This is a genomic window from Sphingobacterium sp. HSC-15S19, from assembly GCF_050433745.1.
Classification (GTDB): domain Bacteria; phylum Bacteroidota; class Bacteroidia; order Sphingobacteriales; family Sphingobacteriaceae; genus Sphingobacterium; species Sphingobacterium siyangense.
This window is the reverse complement of record NZ_JBNPWQ010000002.1, coordinates 64368-89010: the sequence shown is the minus strand read 5'-3', so window position 1 is coordinate 89010 and position 24643 is coordinate 64368. Positions and strand designations below refer to the sequence as shown.

Genomic DNA, 24643 nt, shown 5'->3' with positions numbered 1-24643 from the left:
ATGTGATAGCGCTTAGGGTTTATCATCCTCCAGTTAATAGGTCCAACGGTAAGAAACAACCGATTTAGCTGGCACATCATAGCTAAAATGATGTTTACCGTCTGCGACGGTAATTTTACGGCTATCTCCCGACTCGTTTAACAGAACAATAGCGTAGGTCCCATCTGTATTTTGAAAGGCTGTATAAACTAACCCTTCTGCTGTATACCCAGAAGTACCAATCCGCGAGGCTCCTGATTTGACAACCGAAGAAAGATGACCAACAATATAATAATGCGAATTGCGCGTTATATTCTTATAATTTGCCTTACTAATATCCACGGCGCCATAACATGTCTGACAGCCACCTTCGCGATTTGGCCCTTTGTCAGTATCAAGCATCAGGTTCCATACTATGACACCTTTACTCCAATTGTTGACGGTGCCCAATGCAACTTCACGCATATCCTCCATCAAACGTTTTTCAAGATTGCGTCCATCATTCCATTCCCCAATGGATGTTTCTGTAAATACCAGTTCCTTGTCTGGCCGTTGATTATGAATATCGATAAGTTCAGCTTTATCCCCACCATAATTATGGTACGCCGCTCCGGCGAAGAATGAAGCTGCTCCGGCATCGTTATAAATCTTTACTGGGTAATCAGTCTGATCGGCAATATTATCATAGTTATAATTATGATCAAATGCATAGATCTTTGTTGATAAGTTAGCCGCTTTTAATTGCGGGCCCAAAGCTTGTTTGACAAAAGCCTGTTGTTCCTGCCATGACATATAAAGCGAAGCGGAATTTTTTCTATTCAATGGTTCATTTTGAACAGTAATCGAATAAATATTAATGCCTTCTTTCTTCATTGCCTGGATCCATTGAACGAAATACCAACCATAGTCCTGATAATATTTTGGATTTAACTGACCACTGGTCCATGAATCAAAGGGCTTTAAATCAGTTAGATTGTTAACTTTCATCCATTTCGGTGGAGTCCATGGGGAGCCCATGATTTTTATGGATGGATTGATAGCAAGTATTTCTTTCAGCACCGGAATGATATATTGGGTCTCTTCAGACTGCAATCCAAAATTTTCCTTTCCTTCTTTGTCCCAACAGGTATATTCACTCAAAGAGAAGTCGGAACATCCAATAGCAATACGGATATAGTTCATTCCCATTCCATCTTTATCTGAAAAAGTCTCTGTAAGGAATTTTGTCCGATCTTCCTTACTCATTTTCATTAAATTATAACATGTTGAGCCTGTGATGGCTGCACCGAAGCCGTCCATCGTCTGGAATTTCTTAGTAGGATCTAGCGTAATTGTATTGGGCGACATATTAAATTTGGAGCTGAAATCAACAAAGCGCTTTCCAAAATCCAAAGACCGACTGCCTGTCGTCGTATAAATGGTAACATCTCCACTTTTTTTAATTTCATCACCTTGCGAAGGTGTATAGCTGTCACGGTTACAAGATGTTGCCGTCACTAGACAGGACAACAAGAATGTATATATCATAGTTTTTTTATTATTACGTTTCATCTGTTAATATATTTGTCTCCATCCATCAGATGGGAGATTCCACTTGTTAAATCAATTAATACCCCGGATTCTGAACTAAATTAGGATTCTGATCAATTTTTGGTTGCGGAATCGGTAAACGGTAAGAGTTCTTCGTGAAGGGATACACCTGTGGCTTTCTTCCAGCGTCTTTTGCATAGACCGCATTCATGACAGATTCCACCTTGTCCAAGCGCACGAGATCGAACCAGCGTTGTCCTTCGAAGGCTAATTCCAGACGACGTTCTTTCAAATAAGCATCTAATAAAGCATCCTTATTTGAACGTATCGCAGCTGACAATTTTGGTAATTTAACACGTGTGCGAATTTTGTCAATAATGTCTGCTGCGCCGGACAAATCTGATCCCTGTTGAATTAAAGCTTCTGCCTTAAGCAATAAAAGATCTGCGTAACGAAGCTTGACAATACTATTAAATGCAGACCGCAGTTTAAACATGAATGGATAATGATTGGAAGGATAATAGTTGCTCCAAGTAGTGGAATAATAGACAATAGATTGCCCCAAACGAATCTGATCCCCTTCATTCGTATATGCTTGTATCAAATCCCGTGATGGGGTTATCCATTTTGCCCATGTGAAGTTATTATCATAATTGGACAAATCCCGTCCAAACATCCAAGTCGCCCAGTTACCTCCACCTGAAGTAAACTGTGCCTCCAAAATCGATTCTTTCGTATTCCGTTGCGCAAGATCGGTGTTGCTTGCATTCATTGCATATAAATCCGAGTAATTGGTAGTCAGATCAAAACCATCCGCAGTCAATGCATCAACAAATTGGATGACTTTAGCATAATCGCGAATTGGTTTTTCGGCATAGATCTTTGCCAGCATAGCTCGCGCTACGGATTTAGTAAATAAAGTTTTATTTCCGCTATTGTTGGCTGGCGCATCTGCCAATCCATCCATCAAATCTTTTTCGATCTGTTTGTAGGCTTCTTCTTCGGTAGCTTGTTTTGGAAAATATTGCGGATAAACTTCATTGACATTATCACCGGTAATATCGGGTGCAATTGTGGTGATGACAGGGATAGATCCGAATATACGGACCATATCAAACATCGCCAATGCTCTGAATAGTTTAGCTTGTGCTTTATAAGTCCTAATTTCTGTATCGCTCACCGATTTATCGGCGACACTATCCACATAAATGATCAATCGATTTGCACGTCCAACATCTTCCAGATATCTTCCCCAATCCCGGTCAACCACAGAATTAGACCCTTCAATAGAATTATTTTCAAAAGGTACAACTTCCGCACCGGTTGTTCCCGCATAGGAATTATCGGCGTGCGAATCGCCAATCAAGAGCAGGTCGAGGTACCAATGTTCCTGCCGATCTTTCATCTGTTGGTAGATCCCCGCCAAGTAAGTTTCAACTTCGGCTTTGTTCTTGAAAACGATCTGCGTTCCTGTCTCTGTCTTTCCTTGACTAACATCCGAATAATCTGAAAGTGGATCACGGTTCAAAGAGCAAGAAAATAAAAACAAAGAGCCGGTTAGCAAAGAAAGAGCGTTACTTATATATTTTTTCATGATACAGACAATTAAAACTCAATATTAAGACCTAAAACAAATGAACGATTCTGTGGATAGGTTCCCCAATCAATACCCTGGATTCTGGAATCAGATCCACCGGAATACTGGTTTACTTCGGGATCCATACCGGAATATTTAGTCAAGGTAAATAGATTACTTACAGATAGATAAGGCTGAATTTTATGGATACCAATACGTTTCAGTCTCTCGGGAGAAATGGAATAGCCTAGGGAAACATTTTTCATCCGCAAATAACTACCATCTTCAACAAAATAAGTTGAATTTTTCATGTCAAACCCAGCTTTCGGAACGTTGGTAATCTGTCCCGGTACACGCCAACGATCCAATACAACAGTAGTTTGATTTCGGCCATCATACATCCCCTCTGTTTCCATGCGGCTCGCATTGAAGATATCGTTTCCGTAAGTTCCCTGAATAAATATACTGAGGTCGAAATTTTTCCAGGAGAAGCTGTTTGTCATACCATAGACAAACTTTGGAAGAGGATTACCGATATATGTACGGTCGCTCGATGAAATCTTTCCATCGCCATTCAAGTCGCGGTACATGAGTTCGCCGGTTTCAGGGTTTACACCATCAGAGATATAACCGAAGAATCCTGCAAGTGATCTTCCTGGCTCATTCTTCACGACAAAATCATTGACATAATCGTTTGTCTTTACATCGTAGTACACTTGTTGTAGATCCAGTTGTTTCAGTTTATTTCTGTTAAAAGAAATATTAAAATCGGTATTCCAAGTCAAGTTTCCGGTCAGATTTTTTGAATTTACCGCAAATTCAAAACCATGGTTATTCAACCTGCCACCATTTCTTTGGATTGTGGTTGCTTGCTGTCCTGCGGGCAAACTTGCATTCATTAAAAGATCTTTCGTATCCTTGTTGTAATAATCTGCACTGATGCTGAGTCGATTATTCAACATCGTGATATCAAAACCAATACTGGTTGTACTTGTCGTTTCCCAAGTCAAGTCTTTCGCCCTTAAGATTGTTGGCTTATTGATATTTGGCAATGAATTGTCTTTTCCCTCAACGAACCACTGTTGACGTTGGATACCGCTCAATTGCAGGTAAGCATAATCGCCTAATCCGTATTGATTACCTGTCTGTCCCCATCCCCCCCGGATTTTTAAGTCGTTTATCCAGGTTACATCTTTCATAAAATCTTCAGCAGAGATTCTCCAAGCAGCCGATACCGATGGAAAATAGCCCCAGCGTCGTTCTGGACTTAGCTTGGAAGAACCATCGGCACGCATATTTGCGGTCAATAAATACTTGCCATCATAATTGTACATTGCGCGTGCGAAATAGGACATAATCCCCCAATTGGATGCTGTAGATCCTGTTCTATCCCAAGAGATCTTATTTGCAGCATTAAGTGTCTCAATGATTCCATTTGCATAGTTTGAACCATAGATATAGCTTCTGGAGTACTTAGAATCCGTCCATGACGAACCGCCCATTACTTCCAAATTATGCTTTCCGAAGCTCTTCGTGTACGTCAAGAAATTGTCCCACGTTAACACGGTATTTGTATTACGAATATCCGAAGCTTCCCCGAATTGATTTCTTCCCCACGCTGTCGTCCAAGGATCCAAAAAGGTGGTCATCACCCCGGATCTTCGATCTAATGAAAATGAAGTTTTCCATGTTAAGTTAGGCATAAAGGAAATCAATGCACTTCCTGTGGCAACAAGTCGGTTTTCGCGGTTATTGTTATTCCTTGTCCGGGCTAGGTTTTCCAAAGGACTGGTGATGTTGTTGATCCCATAAAAATTATTATAGAATCGATCTGGATTTGTTGGATCCCATACAGGGGCGTAAGTAGGTGTTGTGATTACAGATGTAACTACTCCACCACGGTTAGAACCCAATCCGGAGGTAATTCCATTATCATTGTTATCGGAATAATTGATATTCGCATTCACCTTTAGCCATTTTCGAACTTGGTTATCAATATTAGCACGAAAATTATATCGTCTAAAAAAGGATCCTTGTAATGTTCCTTTTTCGTTCAAGTACCCTCCACCTAAATAGTAACGAAGCTTCTCATTACCATCCGAGATGGATATTTGATGATTTTGTTGAATACCTGTCTTGTAGGTTTCTTTGAACCAATCCGTTTGATCCAACAATCCCTCCGGCAGATTGATCATACCTATTTCATCCTGTAAGTCTTTGTATTGACTGGTATTTAAAACTTTAACCGTGTTATTGACAACATTGGCCGTCCACTGTGTTCCAAGCGTAATTTTTGCTTCGCCGGCTTTTCCTGATTTTGTCGTAACCAAGATGACACCGTTTGAACCACGCGAGCCGTAGATCGCTGCCGATGAGGCGTCCTTTAGAATTTGAATGTCCGTGATGTCATTGGGAGACAAGAACTTAATATCTTCCACAGGAACTCCATCAACAACATATAAAGGAGTGGTATTACTATTAAAAGACGTTATCCCCCGAATTTGTATCTGAGGTGCTGCACCAGGCTGGCCACTCGGTTGAATAACAGTGACGCCGGCAGCCTTACCTTGAATGGCTTGTCCAAAATTAGTCACAGGTCGCTTTTCAAGGTCTTTCGTGGAAACAGAAGAGATTGCAGTCGTGACATCTTTTCTTTTAACACTACCATAACCGATTACAATGACATCCTCCAGCATATTGGTTGATGAATTCAATTGGACGACCATGGTACTGTTGGCAGGTAATTCTTTGCTGTCGTAGCCAACAAACGTAAATTGGAGTATACTGCCGATGCTAGCAGAAATTTGAAAACGCCCATCTGCATTACTGGAGACTGCATTATTACTTCCTTTTTGTGTAATGGTTACTCCAGAGAGTGGTTTCTGATCTTGAGCATCCAAGATACGTCCACTGACTTGAACTCGGTCTTGGGCAAATACCAAATTCACCAAAGTAAACAAGAAAGCTAGCCCCATTGAAAAGGCAACTTTTCGTGTAAAGTAAATCATATGAAATAAAAAAATTGGTTATTGTTTAATCTTTTGGTTATTCCAAAATGGCAATGAGTTTCCCCTGCTTCATTGCTCAAAACAAAACTAAGATCAGCTTGACGGAGAAAAAAGAGCTAGTACTTAAAAAGTACCGAAGAAAAAACATAAATAACTAAAAACAAGATACCTATAAAAAATACACACCCTTAAAAAGTACCTAAAGGAGCGTACAATTGTCTTTAACATAGCTAATTTTCGGGTATTATAGCACATTTTATGCCCGGTCGATCACCGCAATCTGACATACAGCCGCCTCGAAAGCATCACGATTTCCCGCGGCTTTATTCCGTACTTTTGTTCTGTAATTATAAACCGTTCGAAGCGAGTATCGCAGGAAACTTGCAATCTTCACGGAATCATCGATCCCTAATCGAATCAATGCGAATATCCGAAGTTCGGTATTTAACAATTCTGTCTTTTTGGGATAGATCTTCTCCTCTTCCTGCAGTAGTGCATTGAATTCATCAACAAAGGTTGGATATAGATTTAAAAAGATACGATCAAAATTAACATAAAGCTGCTGCACTTCCCTTTCTTCCATTTGCGTTGACTTTAACTGTTCCCGCAGTGCATCCCATTGCTGATTTGTCGCTTTTTTCAGTAATGCCTTTCTGATATCTTCCATTTTATCGATGTAACTCGAACACATGTCAAAAAATTGGGCGATATATTCTTCTTTAATATGGTTGGATTCCGACAATTTAAGGTTAGTCTGGTTAATTTCGTTATTCAATGAGCGAAGCTGCTGATTTGTGGCAGACAATTCTGATCGTATTCGCCGCAAATGTTGTACCTGTCTATAGATAACAACAAGTCCAATAATGACACCGATCAATAAAATACTAACGATAATGACCAGTCCAACCAATTGTCGATTTTGACTACTGATTTTCTGCTGATAGGCGGCATTGATAATGGGATAAGAAGAGGTCCCCTCAATAATGCGATACCGTACTTTACATAACATCGCATCGTCGATTGCTTTTTCAATAAACTGAAAAGCCCGATCAAAATCCTGTTGGTCGTAATACGTTAACGCCAGATCATGAAAAGATGCGTTATCACGATTTGCCATTTCAATATCTGCACTGGCCGATATTGAAAGGTAGTAAATTTGGCTTTTCGTATCCTTTTCATATTTATAAATGAGCCCCATAAAATAGGCGATCAGCGCGCGCTGCTCAATATCCTTTTTATTCTCATTCCATAGGATTAACAATTGCTTTTTAGCGTCCTCCCGGTTACCGTTAAACAGCGTTTTTATCGCAATGGTGGTACGATATTCCAAGGAAGACTTCGGTAGTACCGTTAACAAAGAATCACGATATTTTTCACTTGCCTGGTAATATTCTGACCGATTATTGCTCTGACCGTAATGACTATAAAAGGAGCTGTAGGTATCGTAATATTTTGCCAGGAGATCCCGGCCAAGATGAGCAGATTCGACTTGCTTCAACAATTGTGAAGCTTCTATATATCGTCCGATGGTGGAATACACCCAGGCCAAATCGAGATGAATCACTGCCTGCAAGGAGTCATTATGCGGTGGAGCGAGCTTTTGACACAGTAAAATATAAGTAAGCGCTGCGTCAGAATCAAACTTCTTATAATTTTCAAAGATTTCGTAGTTCTTCTTCAAAAATTGAGCAGGATTGCCTTCTAATGCTTTTGCCTCCTGTTTTAATTTCTCCAATTTATCTTCACGGTTCTTGATGTAAATTTTCTGATTTTCCATCAGATATTCCAATCGTTGCAAAACCCGGGTGCTATCGGAAGCCACTTGTGCAGATAGGTAAAGACTAAAATGTGCGAAAAGAATAAAAAGAAAAATGCGCTGCAACATAATAAAATCGGTTCAAGATAGTGTAGACTAAACTACATAAAAATAACAACAAAAAAGAGGACGTCTCACGACGGCCTCTTCCCCTGACCCAGTTAAGGGTCCAAGAATTAACAAGTTAATTCTTTATCGCATGAAAAATAGTTTTCTTTTTAATCCTTAATCACCTATTTCCAACCTCCTCCCAAGGCTTTGTAAAGTAGAATCTGATTTAAAGTATTCTCTTTCTCCAATTCTACTTTTCCGATTTGGGCTTCCAGAGACTCTTTTTGTGCTGTAACGACATCGAGAGAAGTCACCCGCCCAGCAATAAATAGTTCCTGTGCCGCTTCAATAGAGAGGTTTAACGCTTGAACATGTTCATCGACAAAGCTACGTCGTTTGACGATCGCCTCTTGCGTCATGACAACATTGGAAACTTCGTTATAAGCGTTTACAACTGCTTTTTCATAGTCTACAAACGCAATTCCATAATCTGCTTTCGCGATCTCATACTGCGTTTTAAGCTGTCTTTGATTAAATATCGGCAGTGTAATACCGCCAAATAAATTATACGCAATAGATTTATCCAAATTAAATAACTTGTTAAAGCTAAAGCTCTGTAATCCGATAAATGGACTTATTGCAACAGAAGGCAAAAAAGCCAAACGTGACGCTTCCTGATTATTCGAAGATGCAATGACTTTCAAATAAGCGGCTTTAATATCTGGGCGTTGGTTCACGAGATCATCTGGCGTACCAAAACGCATTGCATGATACAAATCTGCATTTTCGGTATATGTACTTCTTACAATAGGTTGATAAAAACGCCCCAACAGGCCGTTGATATGGTGTTCCCAAAGTGCTATTTCCTGACTCAATTGTTCTTTGGCAGCTTTCGAGTTGGCTAATAGTGCTTTAAATTGTTGCACAGAAAGTTCAGTCGCATAACCGGCATCTTTTTTCACCTCAACAACCTCCAGTGCATTTTTATGTAATTCAATATTCCGATTGTAAACTTTTATCTTTTGATCCAAAGCAATTAGTTCATAATAAGCTGTCGCAATATTGGATACCAATTCCGTTTCTAATAGACGCTTGCCTTCCTGCTCAGCTAAAAAGCTAAAATAAGCGGCCTGCTTTTGACTCTTCAACTTTCCCCAAAGATCAATCTCCCAGGACGAACGAAGTCCTATAAAATAATCTGGGATAAATGGTTCGGGCAATTTTTCATCACTTTTCAAGTTCTCCGAAAAATTTGAATCATAATTACCTATTCCTGATTCTGTATAATGCCCATATTTCCGAATTCCTCCTTCTACTGCAGCCTCTACAGTTGGCCCCAAGGCCGCCTTCCGTTGTTTAAAATACGCTTGTGCAGATTCCAACCGCAAAATGGATTGACGTATATCTAAATTGTTCTGCAGCGCAGAATCAATTAGAGAAACCAACTTCGGATCTTTAAAAATTTCCTTCCAAGACCGGCTTCCTACATTTAAACTATCTGGAGAAAGATGTTTGGAAAAAGAAGTCGGTACATTTAATTTCTCCGGTTGAAGCGTTTTTTTGGGAACCGAGCAACTACCAAATAAAATAAGTGCAGCTATGACTAAAGAAGCTTTTTTAACGACCTGTTTCTTGTTGTCTTTTTTTGAAAATAAGATCACTAATCCCGGGATGACAATTACCCCGAGTATGGTTCCGATAAGCATTCCTCCCACCGCAGCGGTACCGATACTTCGGTTACCCAATGCTCCTGCTCCACTGGCCATCATCAAGGGAATTAGACCTGCAATAAATGCAAAGGAAGTCATTAATATCGGACGCAAACGGGCAACAGCTCCTTCGATTGAAGCGGTCACGATATCCATTCCCTGCTTATATTTCAAATTGGCATATTCCACAATCAGGATCGCATTCTTACCTAGCAAACCAATCAGCATGACCAATGCGACCTGCGCATAGATATTGTTTTCCAATCCAAAGACTTTCAAGAAGATAAATGCACCAAAGATCCCTGCCGGAAGACAGAGCAGAACAGGTAAAGGCAACAGAAAGCTTTCATACTGTGCACATAACAACAGATAAACAAACAGAAGACAGAGTGCAAAAATATACAAGGCCTGATTTCCGGAGATTTTCTGTTCACGAGTCATCCCCGACCATTCGATACTATACCCTTGCGGCAAAGATGATGCAATTTTCTCGACTTCTTCGATAGCTTGCCCGGAGCTGAAACCAGCTGAAGACTGTCCAGTAATCATTGCTGAACTAAACATATTGTAACGGGTAATTTGTTCAGGACCATAAATTCTTTCCATCGAAATAAAGGCATTGTATGGTACCATCTCACCCGTCTCATTCTTCACATATAAGCGTAATACATCTTCTGGTCTTTGGCGATATTCGGGACCAGCCTGTACCATGACTTTATACATCTGTCCGTAACGGATGAAATTTGTCGCGTAAAGACTTCCCATTAAGGTCTGCAGCGTATTCATGGCATTCTCCACCGATATTCCTTTTTTTGCAGCCATATCGTAGTCCACCTTCAGCATATACTGTGGAAAGTTCACATCAAAACTGGAGTTGATGTCCTGAAGAACATCACTTTTTTCCATATCGTCCATAAACTTCTGTAATACCTCGGCCGTCTTGTTGAGATCCTCATTACCGCTACGGTCCAATAAACGTAATTCAAAACCCGAAGAGTTACCAAAACCGGGGACTGTTGGCGGCGGAAAGAATTCAATCTCTCCATCAGCAAAATCCTTTGTTTTATCCCGCAATTCTTTAATGACATCATTTACCGTTTGATCTCGCTCTTTCCAAGGTTTAAGATTGATCATCCCCATCCCATAAGAAGCACCAGATACTTCAGTTATGATACTATACCCCGACAATGTAGACACCGTTTCAACAATATCGAGTTTCCGTGATACGGAGTCAATTTTATCCAAAACACGTTCTGTACGGTCTACGGTTGCTCCCGGTGGGGTTGTTACAGCTACATAGATCATTCCTTGATCCTCGGTTGGAATAAAACCTGAGGGTAAGATGGCACTACTTCCCCAGGTCGCTAGAAAGAATCCTCCAAGTAGAAGGAGAGTCAGTCCACGTCGCGCACTGGTTTTTACCAAAATTCCCTTATAGCCGAAGGCAGTCTTGTCATAAATGGCATTGAATTTTTTAAAGAAACGGTCCAACCAGTTATTCGAAGGTTTACGGTCATGGGGCGATTTTAGGAAAAGCGCACATAAAGCGGGTGTCAATGTCAACGCGTTGATACCTGAAATAACAATGGCAGCCGCGAGCGTCAATGAAAATTGACGATAAAATATCCCCACCGGCCCTGAAAGAAAGGCAACAGGAACAAACACGGCAGACATTACCAACGTAATGGCCACAACAGCGCCACCGACTTCTTTCATTGCCTCCAATGTCGCTTCCATAGGTTGAAGATGTTCTTCTTCCATTTTTGCATATACAGCCTCGACAACGACAATTCCATTGTCTACTACAATACCTATGGCCAGTACCAAGGCAAACAAGGTCAGTAGGTTGATTGAGAAACCTAACATCTGCATAAAAAATAATGCCCCAATCAAACACACTGGTACAGCCAAAATTGGTATAATAGTCGCCCTAAAATCCTGTAAAAAGATAAATACAACGATAAAAACTAAAAGAAAAGCCTCCAATAAGGTTTTGATGACAGAAGAAATTGAGGCATCCAAAAACCGCGACACATCATACCCCATGGTATAGGTCATGCCAGTCGGGAATTGCGTTTCTTTCAATTCTGCCATGCGGTCTTTTACACGCTGAATAACCTCTTGTGCATTTGATCCCGGCAATTGCTTTAGCATGATGGATGCGGATGGACGTCCATCAGTTTTGGATACCATTTCATAATCCAATGAACCAAATTCAACATCTGCTACGTCTTTTATACGGATAATAGAACCATTTGAAGTAGCTCGAATAGGTATATTGGCATATTCCTCAATTTCAGTGAATTTACCTGGATAACGCAATACATATTGTTGCATGTTACGCATTTTATCGGAACTGATACCGGTTTGTCCTGGCGCAGCCTCGATATTCTGTTTTCGTAATGCGGCCACCACATCCTCCGTAGAGATATTATAAGCTGCCATACGGTCAGGTTTAACCCATACACGCATTGCATAATCACGCATTCCCATAATCTGAGCGAGACCGACACCTTCGATCCGTTTCAGTTCCTTTAGAATGTTGATATCTGCGAAATTGTAAATGAATCTTTCATCCGCAGTTTCATCATCGGTAAAAACATTCAGATACATCAGCATGGAGTTGACCTCTTTTTCGGTGGTTACCCCTGCTTTGATGACCTCTTCAGGGAGTTCATCCAATACAGTAGTTACCCTATTCTGTACGTTTACAGCCGCAATATCTGGATCTGTACCAACTTCAAAAAAGATTTGAATAACCGTGCTGCCGTTATTGGTAGACACTGAATTCATGTAAGTCATCCCAGCTACACCGTTGATTGCTTTTTCCAAAGGAATAGCGACAGCATTTGTACTCACCTCAGCATTGGCACCTGTATAATTGGCATTGACGACTACCGAAGGTGGTACAATGTCCGGAAATTGTGTGATGGGCAATGTAAATAAGGCCAACAACCCTAAAAGTGTAATAAACACCGAAATAACCAACGACAATATGGGTCGTTTTATAAATGTTTCAAACATAATTTATCCTCCCCTACAGTTTCCTCATTTTTGGATTAATCTTCATTCCACTCCGCAGTCCCTGTACTCCCTCATAGACAATCTTGGCGTTGGGATCTAAACCTCCATCCACAATGTAATAATGCCCCACACGCGGGCCCGCTGTAAAAGGTGTCATTTTTACGGTACTATCTGCCTGTACTGTATAAACGTATGTCTTATCCTGAATTTCAAATACTGATTTTTGGTGTACAAAGGTATGTTCCCCTGTCTGCATTGGCACCGCAATCTTACCTGTTGCGCCATGCTTTAAGATATGCTCGGCATTGGGAAATTGAACCCGAAGGGCAATGGATCCCGTATTGGCTTCAAATTCACTTTCTACCAAATGGGCAATTCCCTCGTGTGGATACAGCTCACCATTGGCCAAAATTAACTTGACCGATTTTTGCGTTTCCTTACCGTCCAGTTTATCACGCATAAGTGTCAGATACTCTCTTTCAGAAATATCAAAATAAACGTTCACTTTGCTTAAATCGGAGATCGTCGTAATTAAGCTACCCTCGGTCAATAAAGAGCCTTCTCTCAATAAGATACGGTCTATACGGCCGTCAAAAGGAGCCTGTATAACAGTATAGTCCAATCTTGTCTGTGCCTGATTAACCAAAGCTCGGGCTTCTTCTATCTTAGAATTGGCCGCTTTTAATTGAATTTTTAATAAATTATATTCGGAAGAGCTTACAATATTCTTGTCAACCAATTTTTGAGTTCGTTCCATTTCCAGCTTAATCTTTTGCGCTTCGGCAATGGCATTATCATACTGTGCTTTGGCCTTGGCTAATTCCGAACGATATTCCTCATTATTATACTTAAACAGCATTTGGCCTTTCTTTACCCAAGCCCCCTCGTCTACATAAATTTTATCCAAAAAGCCATTCAATTTGGAACGAATTTCGACGTTTTTTAGGGCTTGAACATCCGCAATATACTCCTGATAAACAGTCGTATCCATTACCATTAAAGGTACTACAGGTATATTTTTGAGTTCTTCTTTCGAATCAGCGTTAGCGTTGGATGAATGGCATGAAGCCAGCATCCCAACCATACCCACGAAAAGGCACAGTAAAAGTAATTTCTTCATAAACGATAAAAAATGTAAAATGTTAAACCCTCCTACGGTATTTTAAAATCAGTCGTTAGGAGAATGTGTTAGATGGGAGCTACAGCAATTCTATAGCGTAAAGAGCGGCCCAAAGCCTTCCATACCATATATAGAAATAAAACTAAATTGTTGCAGCCTCCGCTAGAAAATTAGAGGAGCGTAACTAGAATGGCCTAAAACGGGATAGGAAGCGATAATACCCTGGTAAGCATAGGGTTTTAGATCGGTAAAAAGGATGTTCATCATCTTTTGCAAAACATAATGCAGTAAAGACGATTCCAAAAACAAAAATAAAAATTGGTAGTACTTGACTATTGAGTGAAAATATACGATAATCATCTTGCAATAGTACTTTTTCTTCTTGGGAAGAATGAATGGGTTCCAAATCCAATACGTCATCCAGAAAATACTCCACAATGGTCTCACCTGCATGCAGCACCTGTCCAGTTGCCGAAGAGAAAGACTCATAGGTCAACAGATTAAGGTATGCAAAGAGTGTTAAAAAATGAAATATTTTGCCTAACATATCGAAATTTCGAATCACAAAGGTATGACTTTAAATAGCTAAGATTATTTTATTCGTGTAAAAAAACCATGACAGCCTAAAAAATTAGCTGTCATGTCCTTAAATATCTCTAGTTTATTAGATTAAAGGCGATAAATTTCAAATGTTACAATTTGATTTTCACCACTAATGGAAAATGATCCGATGGTAATCTTGTCTCGTACTGTTTAAAAGAAAGTTCTTTAGGGAAATCACCCTTTTTAACCTCTTCACTATTTTCTTTAGCACTACGATAAGATTCTGTTAAAACAGCATAATGCTTTACTTTAATCCGAGGAGTTACGAATACATGATCTATACGGCTGTCTGTCCAAAGATTATTATCGAAAGCATTAAATGTACCGTTCCATGTAAATTTAGTCGGAGCAAGCTCAAAACTATCTTCTATAAAATCGGATTCTTGTAGGATGTTATAAATTTCATTATTTTGATCGACATTGAAATCACCGGTCAATATAGCTAGTTCCCCTTTTACAAACTCTTTCATTTTTTTGACAACCAACCGACTACTTTTTCCCCGGGCTTTGACACCAACATGATCCATATGCAAATTAAAGTACCAAAATTTCTTCCCAGAATTAATTTCCTGCAACTGCACCCAAGTACAAATACGAGGTAAGGCAGCATCCCAACCTTTTGAAGGGCGATCTGGCGTCTCAGAAAGCCAGAAGACGCCACTTTTTAATTTCTTAAATTTCTTCTTTTTGAAAAATATAGGCGCAAACTCTCCCGCAACTTTACCGTCATCCCGACCAACACCAACATAATCATAATCAGTAAGACGTTTTTTCAAATCTACCAATTGATTTACCAATACCTCCTGTGCTCCAAAAACATCGTAATCCACAAAATCAATTAAAGAAGTGATTACTGGAAATCGCTGATCCCAACCGTTACCATTTTTACGATCTCCGTCATTGTCATAACGGATGTTGTAGCTTCCTACTGTAAGACCTATTGAATTTTGTGAAAAGGCATTTAAAACAAATAAATTGATTACAAAAATAAGACTTAGCGATATAATACGTAATTGCTTCATAATATATTATTTTATTTTTTCGTTACTAAAGGAATATGGAGCATCTTCTTTTTTTGTACCTCTATTTTTATTCGGTGCTTCGCTCATTTTGAAATCAAGTTTGGCACCCTGCAATAAATCTTTATAACGGATATAATTATGACTATAAGGCTTTCCATTCCAAGTTAGTTGATCTACGTAGACCTGATTTGCTCCCTGTTGTTTAGCTTGGATATTCACTTTTTTCCCATTTTCGAGATTTAGTGTCACCTTATCGAATTGTGGTGAACCAATCACGTATTCGCCCGAGGCAGGAGAAACAGGATAAAATCCCAGCGAAGAGAAGACATACCAGGCTGAAGTCTGCCCATTATCTTCATCACCACAATAGCCGTCTGGTGTAGGCAAATAAAGTTTATCCATTATTTTGCGTACCCAATATTGTGCTTTCCAGGGCTCTGCAGCATAATTATACAGATAGGGCATATGTTGGATAGGCTGATTTCCATGCGCATACTGCCCCATATTCATCACCTGCATTTCACGCATTTCATGGATCATTCCGCGACTTTTCATGCCCTCATAACTCGGAATAACAAACACCGTATCCAACATGGACACAAATGATTTATTACCACCCATCAAATTAATTAAACCCTGAGGGTCATGGAACACACAAAAACTCCAATGCCAAGCATTTCCCTCCGTATATTCTCTTGACCAGGCACTTGGATCAAAATCTGAGACGAACGATCCGTCTGCTTTTTTTCCACGCATAAGTTTTGTACTTGGGTCAAACAGATTTTTATAGTTCATCGCGCGTGTTGCATAAATAGCTGTTTCAGCTTCCGGTTTGCCCAGTGCTTTGCCAAATTGATAAATACACCAGTCATTGTATGCATATTCCAATGAACGTGCTACATTTTGGTCTACTTTTACATCAGCAGGTATATAGCCCAATTTATTATAATATTCATAACCGAAGCGTCCCGTCGAAGAGTGTTTCGGATAGGCACTATTGGCCCCATGCTTGAGCGCTTCCCATAACAGGTCTTTATCATAGCCTTTCCGATCAGTCATCAAGGCATCTGCGACAATAGAAGCAGAATTGTTTCCAATCATCGATGCACGATGTCCTGGCGAAGCCCACTCCGGAAGGTAACCACTCTCTTTATACGCATTCACCAAACCTTCTTGCATGCGATCGTTCATGGATGGATATAATAAATTCAACAGCGGAAACAAACTTCTAAAGGTGTCCCAAAAACCTGTATCTGTAAACATTTCACCAGGTAGGACCTGCCCATTGTAGGGGCTATAATGCATACGCTTGCCTGTTCCATCAATTTCAGAAAAATCCCTTGGAAAAAGTGTTGAACGATAGAGGCTGGAATAAAATGTACGTAACCGGTCAATATTATGGTCTTCAACCTGTACACGTCCGAGGATTTCGTTCCACTGTGCTTTACCTTCGTCAACAACCTGTTGAAATGTTTTGGACTTCACTTCGTTTAAATTAAGTTCTGCCTGCTCAAAACTTATAAAGGAAGAAGCAATACGGGCGGTGACCTTTTCCCCTCTTTTCAAGGAAGAGAAACCAACGACTGCTCCGGCGTGATTATCCTGAATTTCCAATTCGTCTTTACTTATCGCTCCACTTTTAACAGCAGCTTTGTAAGAAAATGGTCTATCGAAAGTAATGACGAAGTAATTCTTGAAATTCTCTGGAACACCACCGCTATTTTTTGTTGAATACCCGATAATCTTATTTTCCTGCGGAATTACTTTAATATAAGACCCTTTATCAAATGCATCAATAATAACATAAGCACTGTCTGTTTTGGGGAATGTGAACTGAAAGATTGCTGCCCGTTGTGATGGAGACAATTCTGTTGTCACATCGTGATCCGCAAGGTAGACGCTATAATAATAAGGTTTTGCAATTTCCGCTTTATGCGAAAACCAGCTCGCCCGCTTTTCCTGATCAAATTGCGGTGTGCCTGTTATTGGCATGATTGAAAACTGACCATAATCATTGTTCCAGGGGCTTGGCTGGTGGGTTTGCTTAAATCCTTTAATTTTATCTGCCGTGTAAGTATATACCCAGCCATCGCCCATATTTCCAGTCTGTGGGGTCCAAAAATTCATACCCCAAGGCCGAGCGATCGCAGGATAAGTATTGCCATTAGACAATTCATACTTCGATTCAGTACCGATCAAAGGGTTAACGAAATCAACAGGCGAGGTTTGTTGCGCCATTCCAGCATGCGCCGCGAATAGAAAAAGAATACTACCTGTTAGTTTTTTAATATTAAACATAAATGAAGCGTTTGGTTAAGCTTAAAATTATTAGCAAAAAAGCTAAAACGTATTAGTAAATATAGGTAAGAAATTTAAATATAGTCGATTGCCTAGGTCTTTTTCACAAGATGGTTACAAAAAAAGAGTAGATCGTATCCCTACCCAACATAAAAATAGCCGTAGAGTATTCCTCTTTCAAGCGAATACCTTACGGCTACTTTTGAGCCAATCACCCTCTTGTCGCTAACTAGCGTGCTGATGTCGTTCTTTAGTATCTACTGAGGTAGTTCCAAAAGCCTAAATTCGCTCATTTGGAAATTTGATCCAGAGGAGACTGATTTCACAACATACCGATAATGGGTGTAAGGTTTTGAATTCGTAAAGGTGAAATTGACCGATTTATTTCTATCTGCCGGCATAGTACCAAAACCAATTCCTTTCATTTCGTGCAACGTTGTCCAGGCCACACCATCTTCCGAGGCCTGTATTTCCCAATCTTTAGGATCCCTTTCAGGAGAATCATTTCCGGTTGTTATGGTATAACCATTAATGATTTGTGGTTGATAGAATACAAATTGCCAATACATTCCCGGCTGATACCCTCCAATAAATAATTTCGTCTTGGTATCACCATCTATTAACTTCTTCGATCCTTCACCTGCATCAGGGCCGCTCGAGTTGTCCTGAGAGATTCGAAAGGTATTATCAATATTTGTCCAGTCTTTTATAATGCCTAGATCTGTAAGCATCTTGGTAACGATGATTTGAGATCCTTTAGGAGTTTTTACATTTAGCTGGTAGGTTTCGAATTTTCCCACCTCAATCGAAATATCGGCTTTCTCCTTATCAGAAACTTGCTCATATTTATCTTTATCAGTCATCTTTGACCAAATGACTCCTTTAACTGCAATATCACTAGCATAACTTAGGATCAACTTTCCTGTTCCGTTCTTTGTCGCATTGAATCGAATTAGCTTCTCCGCATCAATTTTAATGACCTCCTCCCGTTGAGCCCAATCGCCATTTTCATTGAGCACTTTAAGTCTAACAGTGAAATCACCCGTCCCTAAAAAAGTATGTTGCGGCGAAGTTTTCGAAGAGGTGCTATCGTCACCAAAGCTCCATCGCGTTTCAGTATAATCTTTAGACTGATTTGTAAATTCAAAAGTAAATGGGTCATCCTTCGCAACCTGCTTAATAGAAAAAGCAGAAACGGGATTGGGAAGCTGAGGTTTGTCAACAACCACTTCCTTTTCTTTACTGCAACCTAATAAGGTAACCAGTAAAAGTATATAAAAGTTATATCTTACTAATTTCATCTTCATAAATTCATCGTTGTAATACCATAAGTTACCGTCTGTCTATAAAAATTCGATCATCCTCCATTCAGAACACTGGAATAAACTACTTCCCACGTTTTCTGTAATATTTAGGCGATAAAATTTATAATTACCTGGTTTTTGGATATTAAATCTTCTTGTTTGAATTCTATTTGGGAAACTTTCATTTACTCTGGTATCAATAGTGACCCAATTTATACCATCTAATGATCCCTCAAGAAACCAACTTTTTGGATCACGTTCTATCGCGTCATTTCCAGATGTAAGCGTATATGCTCCAATCTTCAGCGTTCTGGTAAATGTAAGTGTGCACTTCAGATCACCTGTAAATGCGCTCTGCAAGAATTTTGTGTTCGTTAGATCATCCACCAGCTTGAGACTTCCCTCACCTGCATTTGCGCCGCCATTATTATCACGATTTACCGTTAGAGTTGCTTCCCCAGTTACATCGAATTCGACAACCTTTGCACAATCAATTAAAATCGTAGTATAATTTTTCTGAGGATTGATCACATGCAGCGTAGGATCCTTCAAGTAGACCGTTACAGCGAGAAACTTATCTTTATTCTTGGTTATAACATCCCAAGGAATTGATATATTGAACGCCGCTGCAGATTTATTACCCAAAACCTGCACGCGTGAAGGAATGGAATATTCATTCTCCTTTAAACCGATCGTGTTAACAGGTACCTTTTTCTTGGTTATCCAATTTGAAATTGAATCAGTTGTTCCTCGCACTTCAACATAAAAAAATTTACTAGGAAAGGATGCTAACGAAACACCGATCGGTATTTCAATTCCAGAAGGTGTTGTATTGTAATTATTATGATCGCTTGCCAGGATAATATTGCCAGGTGAATTTGTTATCGAAAGATAATGGATATCTTGCGCAGTCAGCAGATCCTTTGAGTCCATCGTTACAATTATGCTATTTGGATTTCCCAACTGATTACCTTTTCCTGGATTAGACAACTTATACGACAGTGCAAACTTCTTACCGTAAACACGTTCAATTTCTGTTCGCGAAATCGTTAACAAAAAAGAGGTGGTATCAGCACCATATTGAAACTTCACTACATTGGGAAAAGAAAATGCCGAATTCGGAAGTGTAACCACATCTTTTAGTGTTCCCGATTCAATTAATTTAGTAACTGTATCGGTATTCAATTGAAGCTCAACATCAAAAGTCTGGGACGCAGGACTACTCAATTTCACTTTCATCGGAACTTGTACATAATCATTTGTTTTGATCAGATCTTTTCCCTCACCTTCTGCGATAACCTGAACAGGAGCCCCTCCTTGTAAATTAAACACTTCTAGATTATCTTTTGAACAAGCCAAAAATTGACTACAGCCCAAAATTATCGTTATATAATAAAATAGTCTTTTCATATTAGCTTTTTTAAGATTATTTGTCTACCCAAACTCGTCCATCTAGTTGCCAATTCTCCTGTCTAGCGATCTGCAACCAGCTAAATATCTGGGCAGTTATATCGGTATTTTTCGGCACTAGCGTACTTATTGTTTCAACAGAAGGAGCGCAAAGGAAATCATTCAGCTTAGAAATTTCATAGGCGGAATTCCCAATCTTCAATGTATTTCCATAGGGGCCATCATCATAAAGTACACCATCAGTAACAGTTCCCACAATAGGCCAATTTGCTGCAAGATTTGGATAATAGGGATGTTCTTCACTTACTCCTACTTGGCAATTATATTGCGTAATAACTGCCAAGGGCAATGCTACTTTCCAAAACCGAACATCCGCCAAGTAGTAATCGCCTTCATTCCAATTGCTTCCCCCATTTAACAGTCCCAACCTAAATTTTGCTGGACTACTGATTGAACCCCATGAACTAATGTCCATCTCATTGCCCGGGAGACCATTTGTATAGGTTTTCACTATGCGTTTACCGTCGCTTGTCAACGCTCCGACTATTGTTACATTATTCCATGTTGCATTGTTCAATTTCGGACCATTCACCTCACCAATTCCATTCGGACCGCGACCATTGAACATCCAATAATCGTCTTTGAAAGCCATAATCCATCCATTTGTCGGCGCGCCTGATTCCCATTTCTCTCGTTTACCAATAAAAGATGGATAATTGGGAAATTTATAGGTATTATTTGGTCCTTTATTCTTCTTAACTTTTAATTCAATGGTAAACTCCTCATTATCGCCGAGATCAAAAACAGGATTATCCCCTTCGGTCAACTCTGCGTAAATACCGCCTTTAAACCTTAAAAAATCTCCCGAAAAGCGACTGCCCAAATAAGGTTTATTGATATACCTTGAATTATATTTCGGCGAGTAGAAAATAGTAAAGGTATTAACATTTGGGTTGCTAAAGATTGTATTGTCATTCTGCGTGGGAGGAATTTCAAACGGGCCGCCTTTACTCGAAGTGATGATTACCAACCAATTCTCTTTTTTAAAAGCGGGACGTTGCTCCAACGCTTTAATAACTTCCCCTACCTGCTTATCGAAATTTTCTATGGCAGCTTTATAAAAAGTACTGCTATTGTCATAGGCACTAGCCTTTCCCGCTTTATCAACCGCTGTAAAATGTGCAGTTAGCATTGTCAACTCGGGTTGCTTTAATCCCTCCTTAACACCATTGACAACCTCTTCGTCTGTACTCTCCAATTTAGCTACCGCAACTGGAGTTAGATTATCAACAAATAGTTTAGAACTGCTATACACCTTAAATTCGGGGTTTTTCATATTTGAAGCGACCCTCGTATAGACAGTCGGAAAGGTCTGAAAATTATTGTTCTTAAAATTATCACCAATGACCAAATGTTTATTTTGGCTTACCCCGGTAATAATACTGGATAAATCAGCGCCAGTAGCAGTTGCATCGTCATGTTCTTCGCTTAACGAAACCCATGAATAAATCGAATGGCTGAGCAAACCGTTCATTGTTGGAATATTTGCCGTTCGAACCGATTCTCCTCTTGCTCCATCCACAATGAGCATGAGCACTTTAGGTTTACCATACACCAGGTCCACGGTATCTTGTTTACCCTCATTATCCGGCAGCAAGCGACCGAATTCATCTTTACAGGACATGAACATCGATAACATGACCAAAGACATTAGCCAGCGGCTTATATTTTGAAAATTAGCTTGAGATCTCATCAGTTTAAAATTTAAGTTACTGTTCCAATTTAATTCGAATCAGATTATGTACTTCTTCATTATTAAATCGGCTAAAAAAGCCCATCAAAAGTAATGCGCGTTTTCCATCTTCTGTTTTTGTCTCGACAACTTTATTGATAAAGCCAGAGAAATAACCAGAAGTATTATAATCTCCATTCAATTCTCCATTGGAATTCAGGATCATAAAGCCATTTCGGGCAATATTACTGTAGCGTGCAAAATCTCCCGAAACGACAACTAAACCATCATTTAATTGCATCGCATAGAAAGGACTTCCTCCTTCAAAAGTTTTGGCCTGGAAACTTTGGTCCACTGTTCCATTTGCATTCAACATAACAACTTTTATTGCAGCTACACCGTTGTATTTACTAAAATCTCCAACAACCATATATTTATTCGTGACATTATTGTAAGTAACCGAAGACACATTGTAGTCCGCTCCAACTCCACCAGGGTTAAATGTAGCATCTAATGTTCCATCAGCATTTAACCGTGTTATATATCCTGCGGATTGTCCATCAAATCTATTGAAAGAACCATAAGCTAAAATTTTCCCCTTTAAAGCCCCACTATTATGATAAACAGTTGCTACAGATCCATTTCCACCAGCCATTGCTTTGCCATCTGTCCCAAACCTAAAAGACTTATCCAGTGAACCATCGAGATTCAATCGGGCGATATGCCTGATTTCTGTACTATCCAAAATAACGGTATCTCTTGTCTCAAGCCGATTTGGTTTATCATAGGTGCGATGAATGTAATATCTAAAATTTCCTGTCGCTAAGATTTTTCCTTCAGACTCATAAATATTTCCAATATTTCCATCAAACCCGCCATTAAATGTCGGATAATACTTTAGTGTATCTGTTTGCCCAGGGCGTCGGAATGGTTTAATGCCCATTGTATCGATAGCTCCTGTTGTATAAATTCGTGTCAGATTGCTGATATCTGAATTACGCTGCCCATACCCCGAAAAAGAACCTGCCAAAAAATAGTAATTCCCCAATTTTAAGATGCTATTTAGCGAATTATTGGCGCCAGTACCTATACGAAAGCTTGCATCATACGTTCCATCTGCAAAAGTTCTGACGAGACGATTAATTGGCCGGATCGATCCTTTATTATTATAATTTGTAAAGGACCCTGTAAAGATCATTTTACCATCTTCCAAAAAAAGAACATCAGACACGGTATTATTTGTTCCTACCCCCACTTGAAAAGTTGGATCTATAGATACATTTCCTAAAACCGTAAATTGTGGTCCAAAAAATACAATATCGTCAATTGCAACAGAAAGCACTCCCGTACTAGCAAAAGGCGGAACCTTAAGCTTTACGTAATCTGCTGTTAACTCGACAATCTGTGCTTTCTCGCCGTTAAATCGGATGATAGCTTTATCTTTATATTTATCTAACCCCTTAATCCGCATGATGGTCTCAACTCCCGTTTTACCCGATTCTGGTTGCATTTTATCGGTTGGATTGATTTCTATATCCAAAGGCGGTAGCCCTTCCTCATAAGGAGCTGAAAACATCTTATTATTCTTATTGCATCCCAAAAAAAGAGCAATAACAAACAACAGGGCTGTAAATTTCCAAATCGTATTGTACATAACTTTCATAATTTAAACTACAACTGGTTATTGTTATTAACGCTTACTTTCTAATATATCCCATAGAATATCGCTCTGATTGAACCCAAACTGAGCTTTGGTATAATCGATTACATGAACAACGCCATTATCCGGTTGAATATCTGATGAAGCGACCGGACATGACCGCCATTCATTTGGCCTACTGATATCTGGAATATAGGAGATATACAATTGTCGGTACCCCATATATTTCAACCGGGTGATATTGTTTTTATCAGAATCATTTATTGCATCGTTATAGACAACTCCAATATTGGAAACTGTATTTGCAAATGAGGTGTAATTTTGTCCTTTATAGACATTTAGTAAATCAAAATCGATCTGGGGATAGTCCATTAATTTTCGTTTTCCATTAAACATATAACGCAGTAAATACTTACGCCAAATCGCACTATCTACATCTGCCAATGTTTTGATGGTATCTCGCCCTAAATTATAAAGTAACCAATTAACACTTGACTGATCGATACTGGAATTTGATTTCGCTCGACCAATCAACCTCTTTATATTTTCATCCCTCGGTGCAAAAAAAGTAAATTCCTTGGTCTTAAAATCTTCTTCCAGACCTGCCAGCCTAATAATTTTGGCGATCGAATCAAATTCCCTTGGTTTTGAATCCAGGTAATCTATAATGGAGCCATCAAATTTTGCCTGCGCCAATCCGCCATCTTTGTAATATGCATCCTTTTTGCATGATCCCAGGCCAAACAGTAACATCGTTATGAAGGCATATCCTATAATCTTAGCTTGTCTCATAATAAACTG

Annotated in this window: 14 protein-coding genes; all 14 read right to left on the bottom strand. The window is 39.5% G+C overall.

The window, feature by feature from the left end; translation table 11 throughout:
* Positions 1-33 precede the first annotated feature (33 nt).
* The gene (locus L1283_RS02215) at positions 34-1506 is read right to left on the bottom strand and encodes a glycoside hydrolase family 30 protein (protein WP_429625721.1); all 1473 of its coding nucleotides are present in this window, start codon (positions 1504-1506) and stop codon (positions 34-36) included.
* A 79-nt stretch (positions 1507-1585) separates the two neighbouring features.
* Complete coding sequence (locus L1283_RS02210) at positions 1586-3103, bottom strand: RagB/SusD family nutrient uptake outer membrane protein (protein WP_286732228.1); 1518 nt, start codon at positions 3101-3103, stop codon at positions 1586-1588.
* An 11-nt stretch (positions 3104-3114) separates the two neighbouring features.
* A complete protein-coding gene (locus tag L1283_RS02205) occupies positions 3115-6060 on the bottom strand; it encodes a SusC/RagA family TonB-linked outer membrane protein (protein WP_429625720.1) in 2946 nt (981 codons plus the stop codon).
* A gap of 289 nt (positions 6061-6349) precedes the next feature.
* On the bottom strand, positions 6350-7978 hold the full coding sequence (locus L1283_RS02200) for a DUF6377 domain-containing protein (RefSeq protein WP_429625719.1): 1629 nt from the start codon (positions 7976-7978) through the stop codon (positions 6350-6352).
* Positions 7979-8142: 164 nt separating this feature from the next.
* Complete coding sequence (locus tag L1283_RS02195) at positions 8143-12693, bottom strand: efflux RND transporter permease subunit (protein ID WP_088159978.1); 4551 nt, start codon at positions 12691-12693, stop codon at positions 8143-8145.
* Between the two features lie 13 nt (positions 12694-12706).
* The gene (locus tag L1283_RS02190) at positions 12707-13813 is read right to left on the bottom strand and encodes an efflux RND transporter periplasmic adaptor subunit (RefSeq protein WP_088159977.1); all 1107 of its coding nucleotides are present in this window, start codon (positions 13811-13813) and stop codon (positions 12707-12709) included.
* 184 nt (positions 13814-13997) lie between these two features.
* Entirely contained in the window at positions 13998-14360 is a 363-nt protein-coding gene (locus tag L1283_RS02185; RefSeq protein WP_070561742.1) for a hypothetical protein, read from the bottom strand.
* 145 nt (positions 14361-14505) lie between these two features.
* Positions 14506-15438 carry an endonuclease/exonuclease/phosphatase family protein gene (locus tag L1283_RS02180; protein ID WP_429625718.1) on the bottom strand — a complete coding sequence of 311 codons (933 nt, stop codon included), beginning with the start codon at positions 15436-15438 and terminating at the stop codon, positions 14506-14508.
* 6 nt (positions 15439-15444) lie between these two features.
* Positions 15445-17736: a GH92 family glycosyl hydrolase gene (locus L1283_RS02175; RefSeq protein WP_429625717.1), complete on the bottom strand. Its 2292-nt coding sequence runs from the start codon at positions 17734-17736 to the stop codon at positions 15445-15447.
* A 257-nt stretch (positions 17737-17993) separates the two neighbouring features.
* Entirely contained in the window at positions 17994-19037 is a 1044-nt protein-coding gene (locus L1283_RS02170; protein WP_429625716.1) for a PKD domain-containing protein, read from the bottom strand.
* Positions 19038-19079: 42 nt separating this feature from the next.
* Positions 19080-20450: a discoidin domain-containing protein gene (locus L1283_RS02165; protein ID WP_120333024.1), complete on the bottom strand. Its 1371-nt coding sequence runs from the start codon at positions 20448-20450 to the stop codon at positions 19080-19082.
* A gap of 16 nt (positions 20451-20466) precedes the next feature.
* Positions 20467-22203, bottom strand: a complete 1737-nt coding sequence (locus L1283_RS02160; protein ID WP_429625715.1) for an alkaline phosphatase family protein — start codon at positions 22201-22203, stop codon at positions 20467-20469.
* 16 nt (positions 22204-22219) lie between these two features.
* A complete protein-coding gene (locus L1283_RS02155; RefSeq protein ID WP_286732218.1) occupies positions 22220-23836 on the bottom strand; it encodes a DUF5008 domain-containing protein in 1617 nt (538 codons plus the stop codon).
* A 36-nt stretch (positions 23837-23872) separates the two neighbouring features.
* Positions 23873-24634: a fasciclin domain-containing protein gene (locus tag L1283_RS02150; protein WP_201666718.1), complete on the bottom strand. Its 762-nt coding sequence runs from the start codon at positions 24632-24634 to the stop codon at positions 23873-23875.
* Positions 24635-24643: the final 9 nt, after the last annotated feature.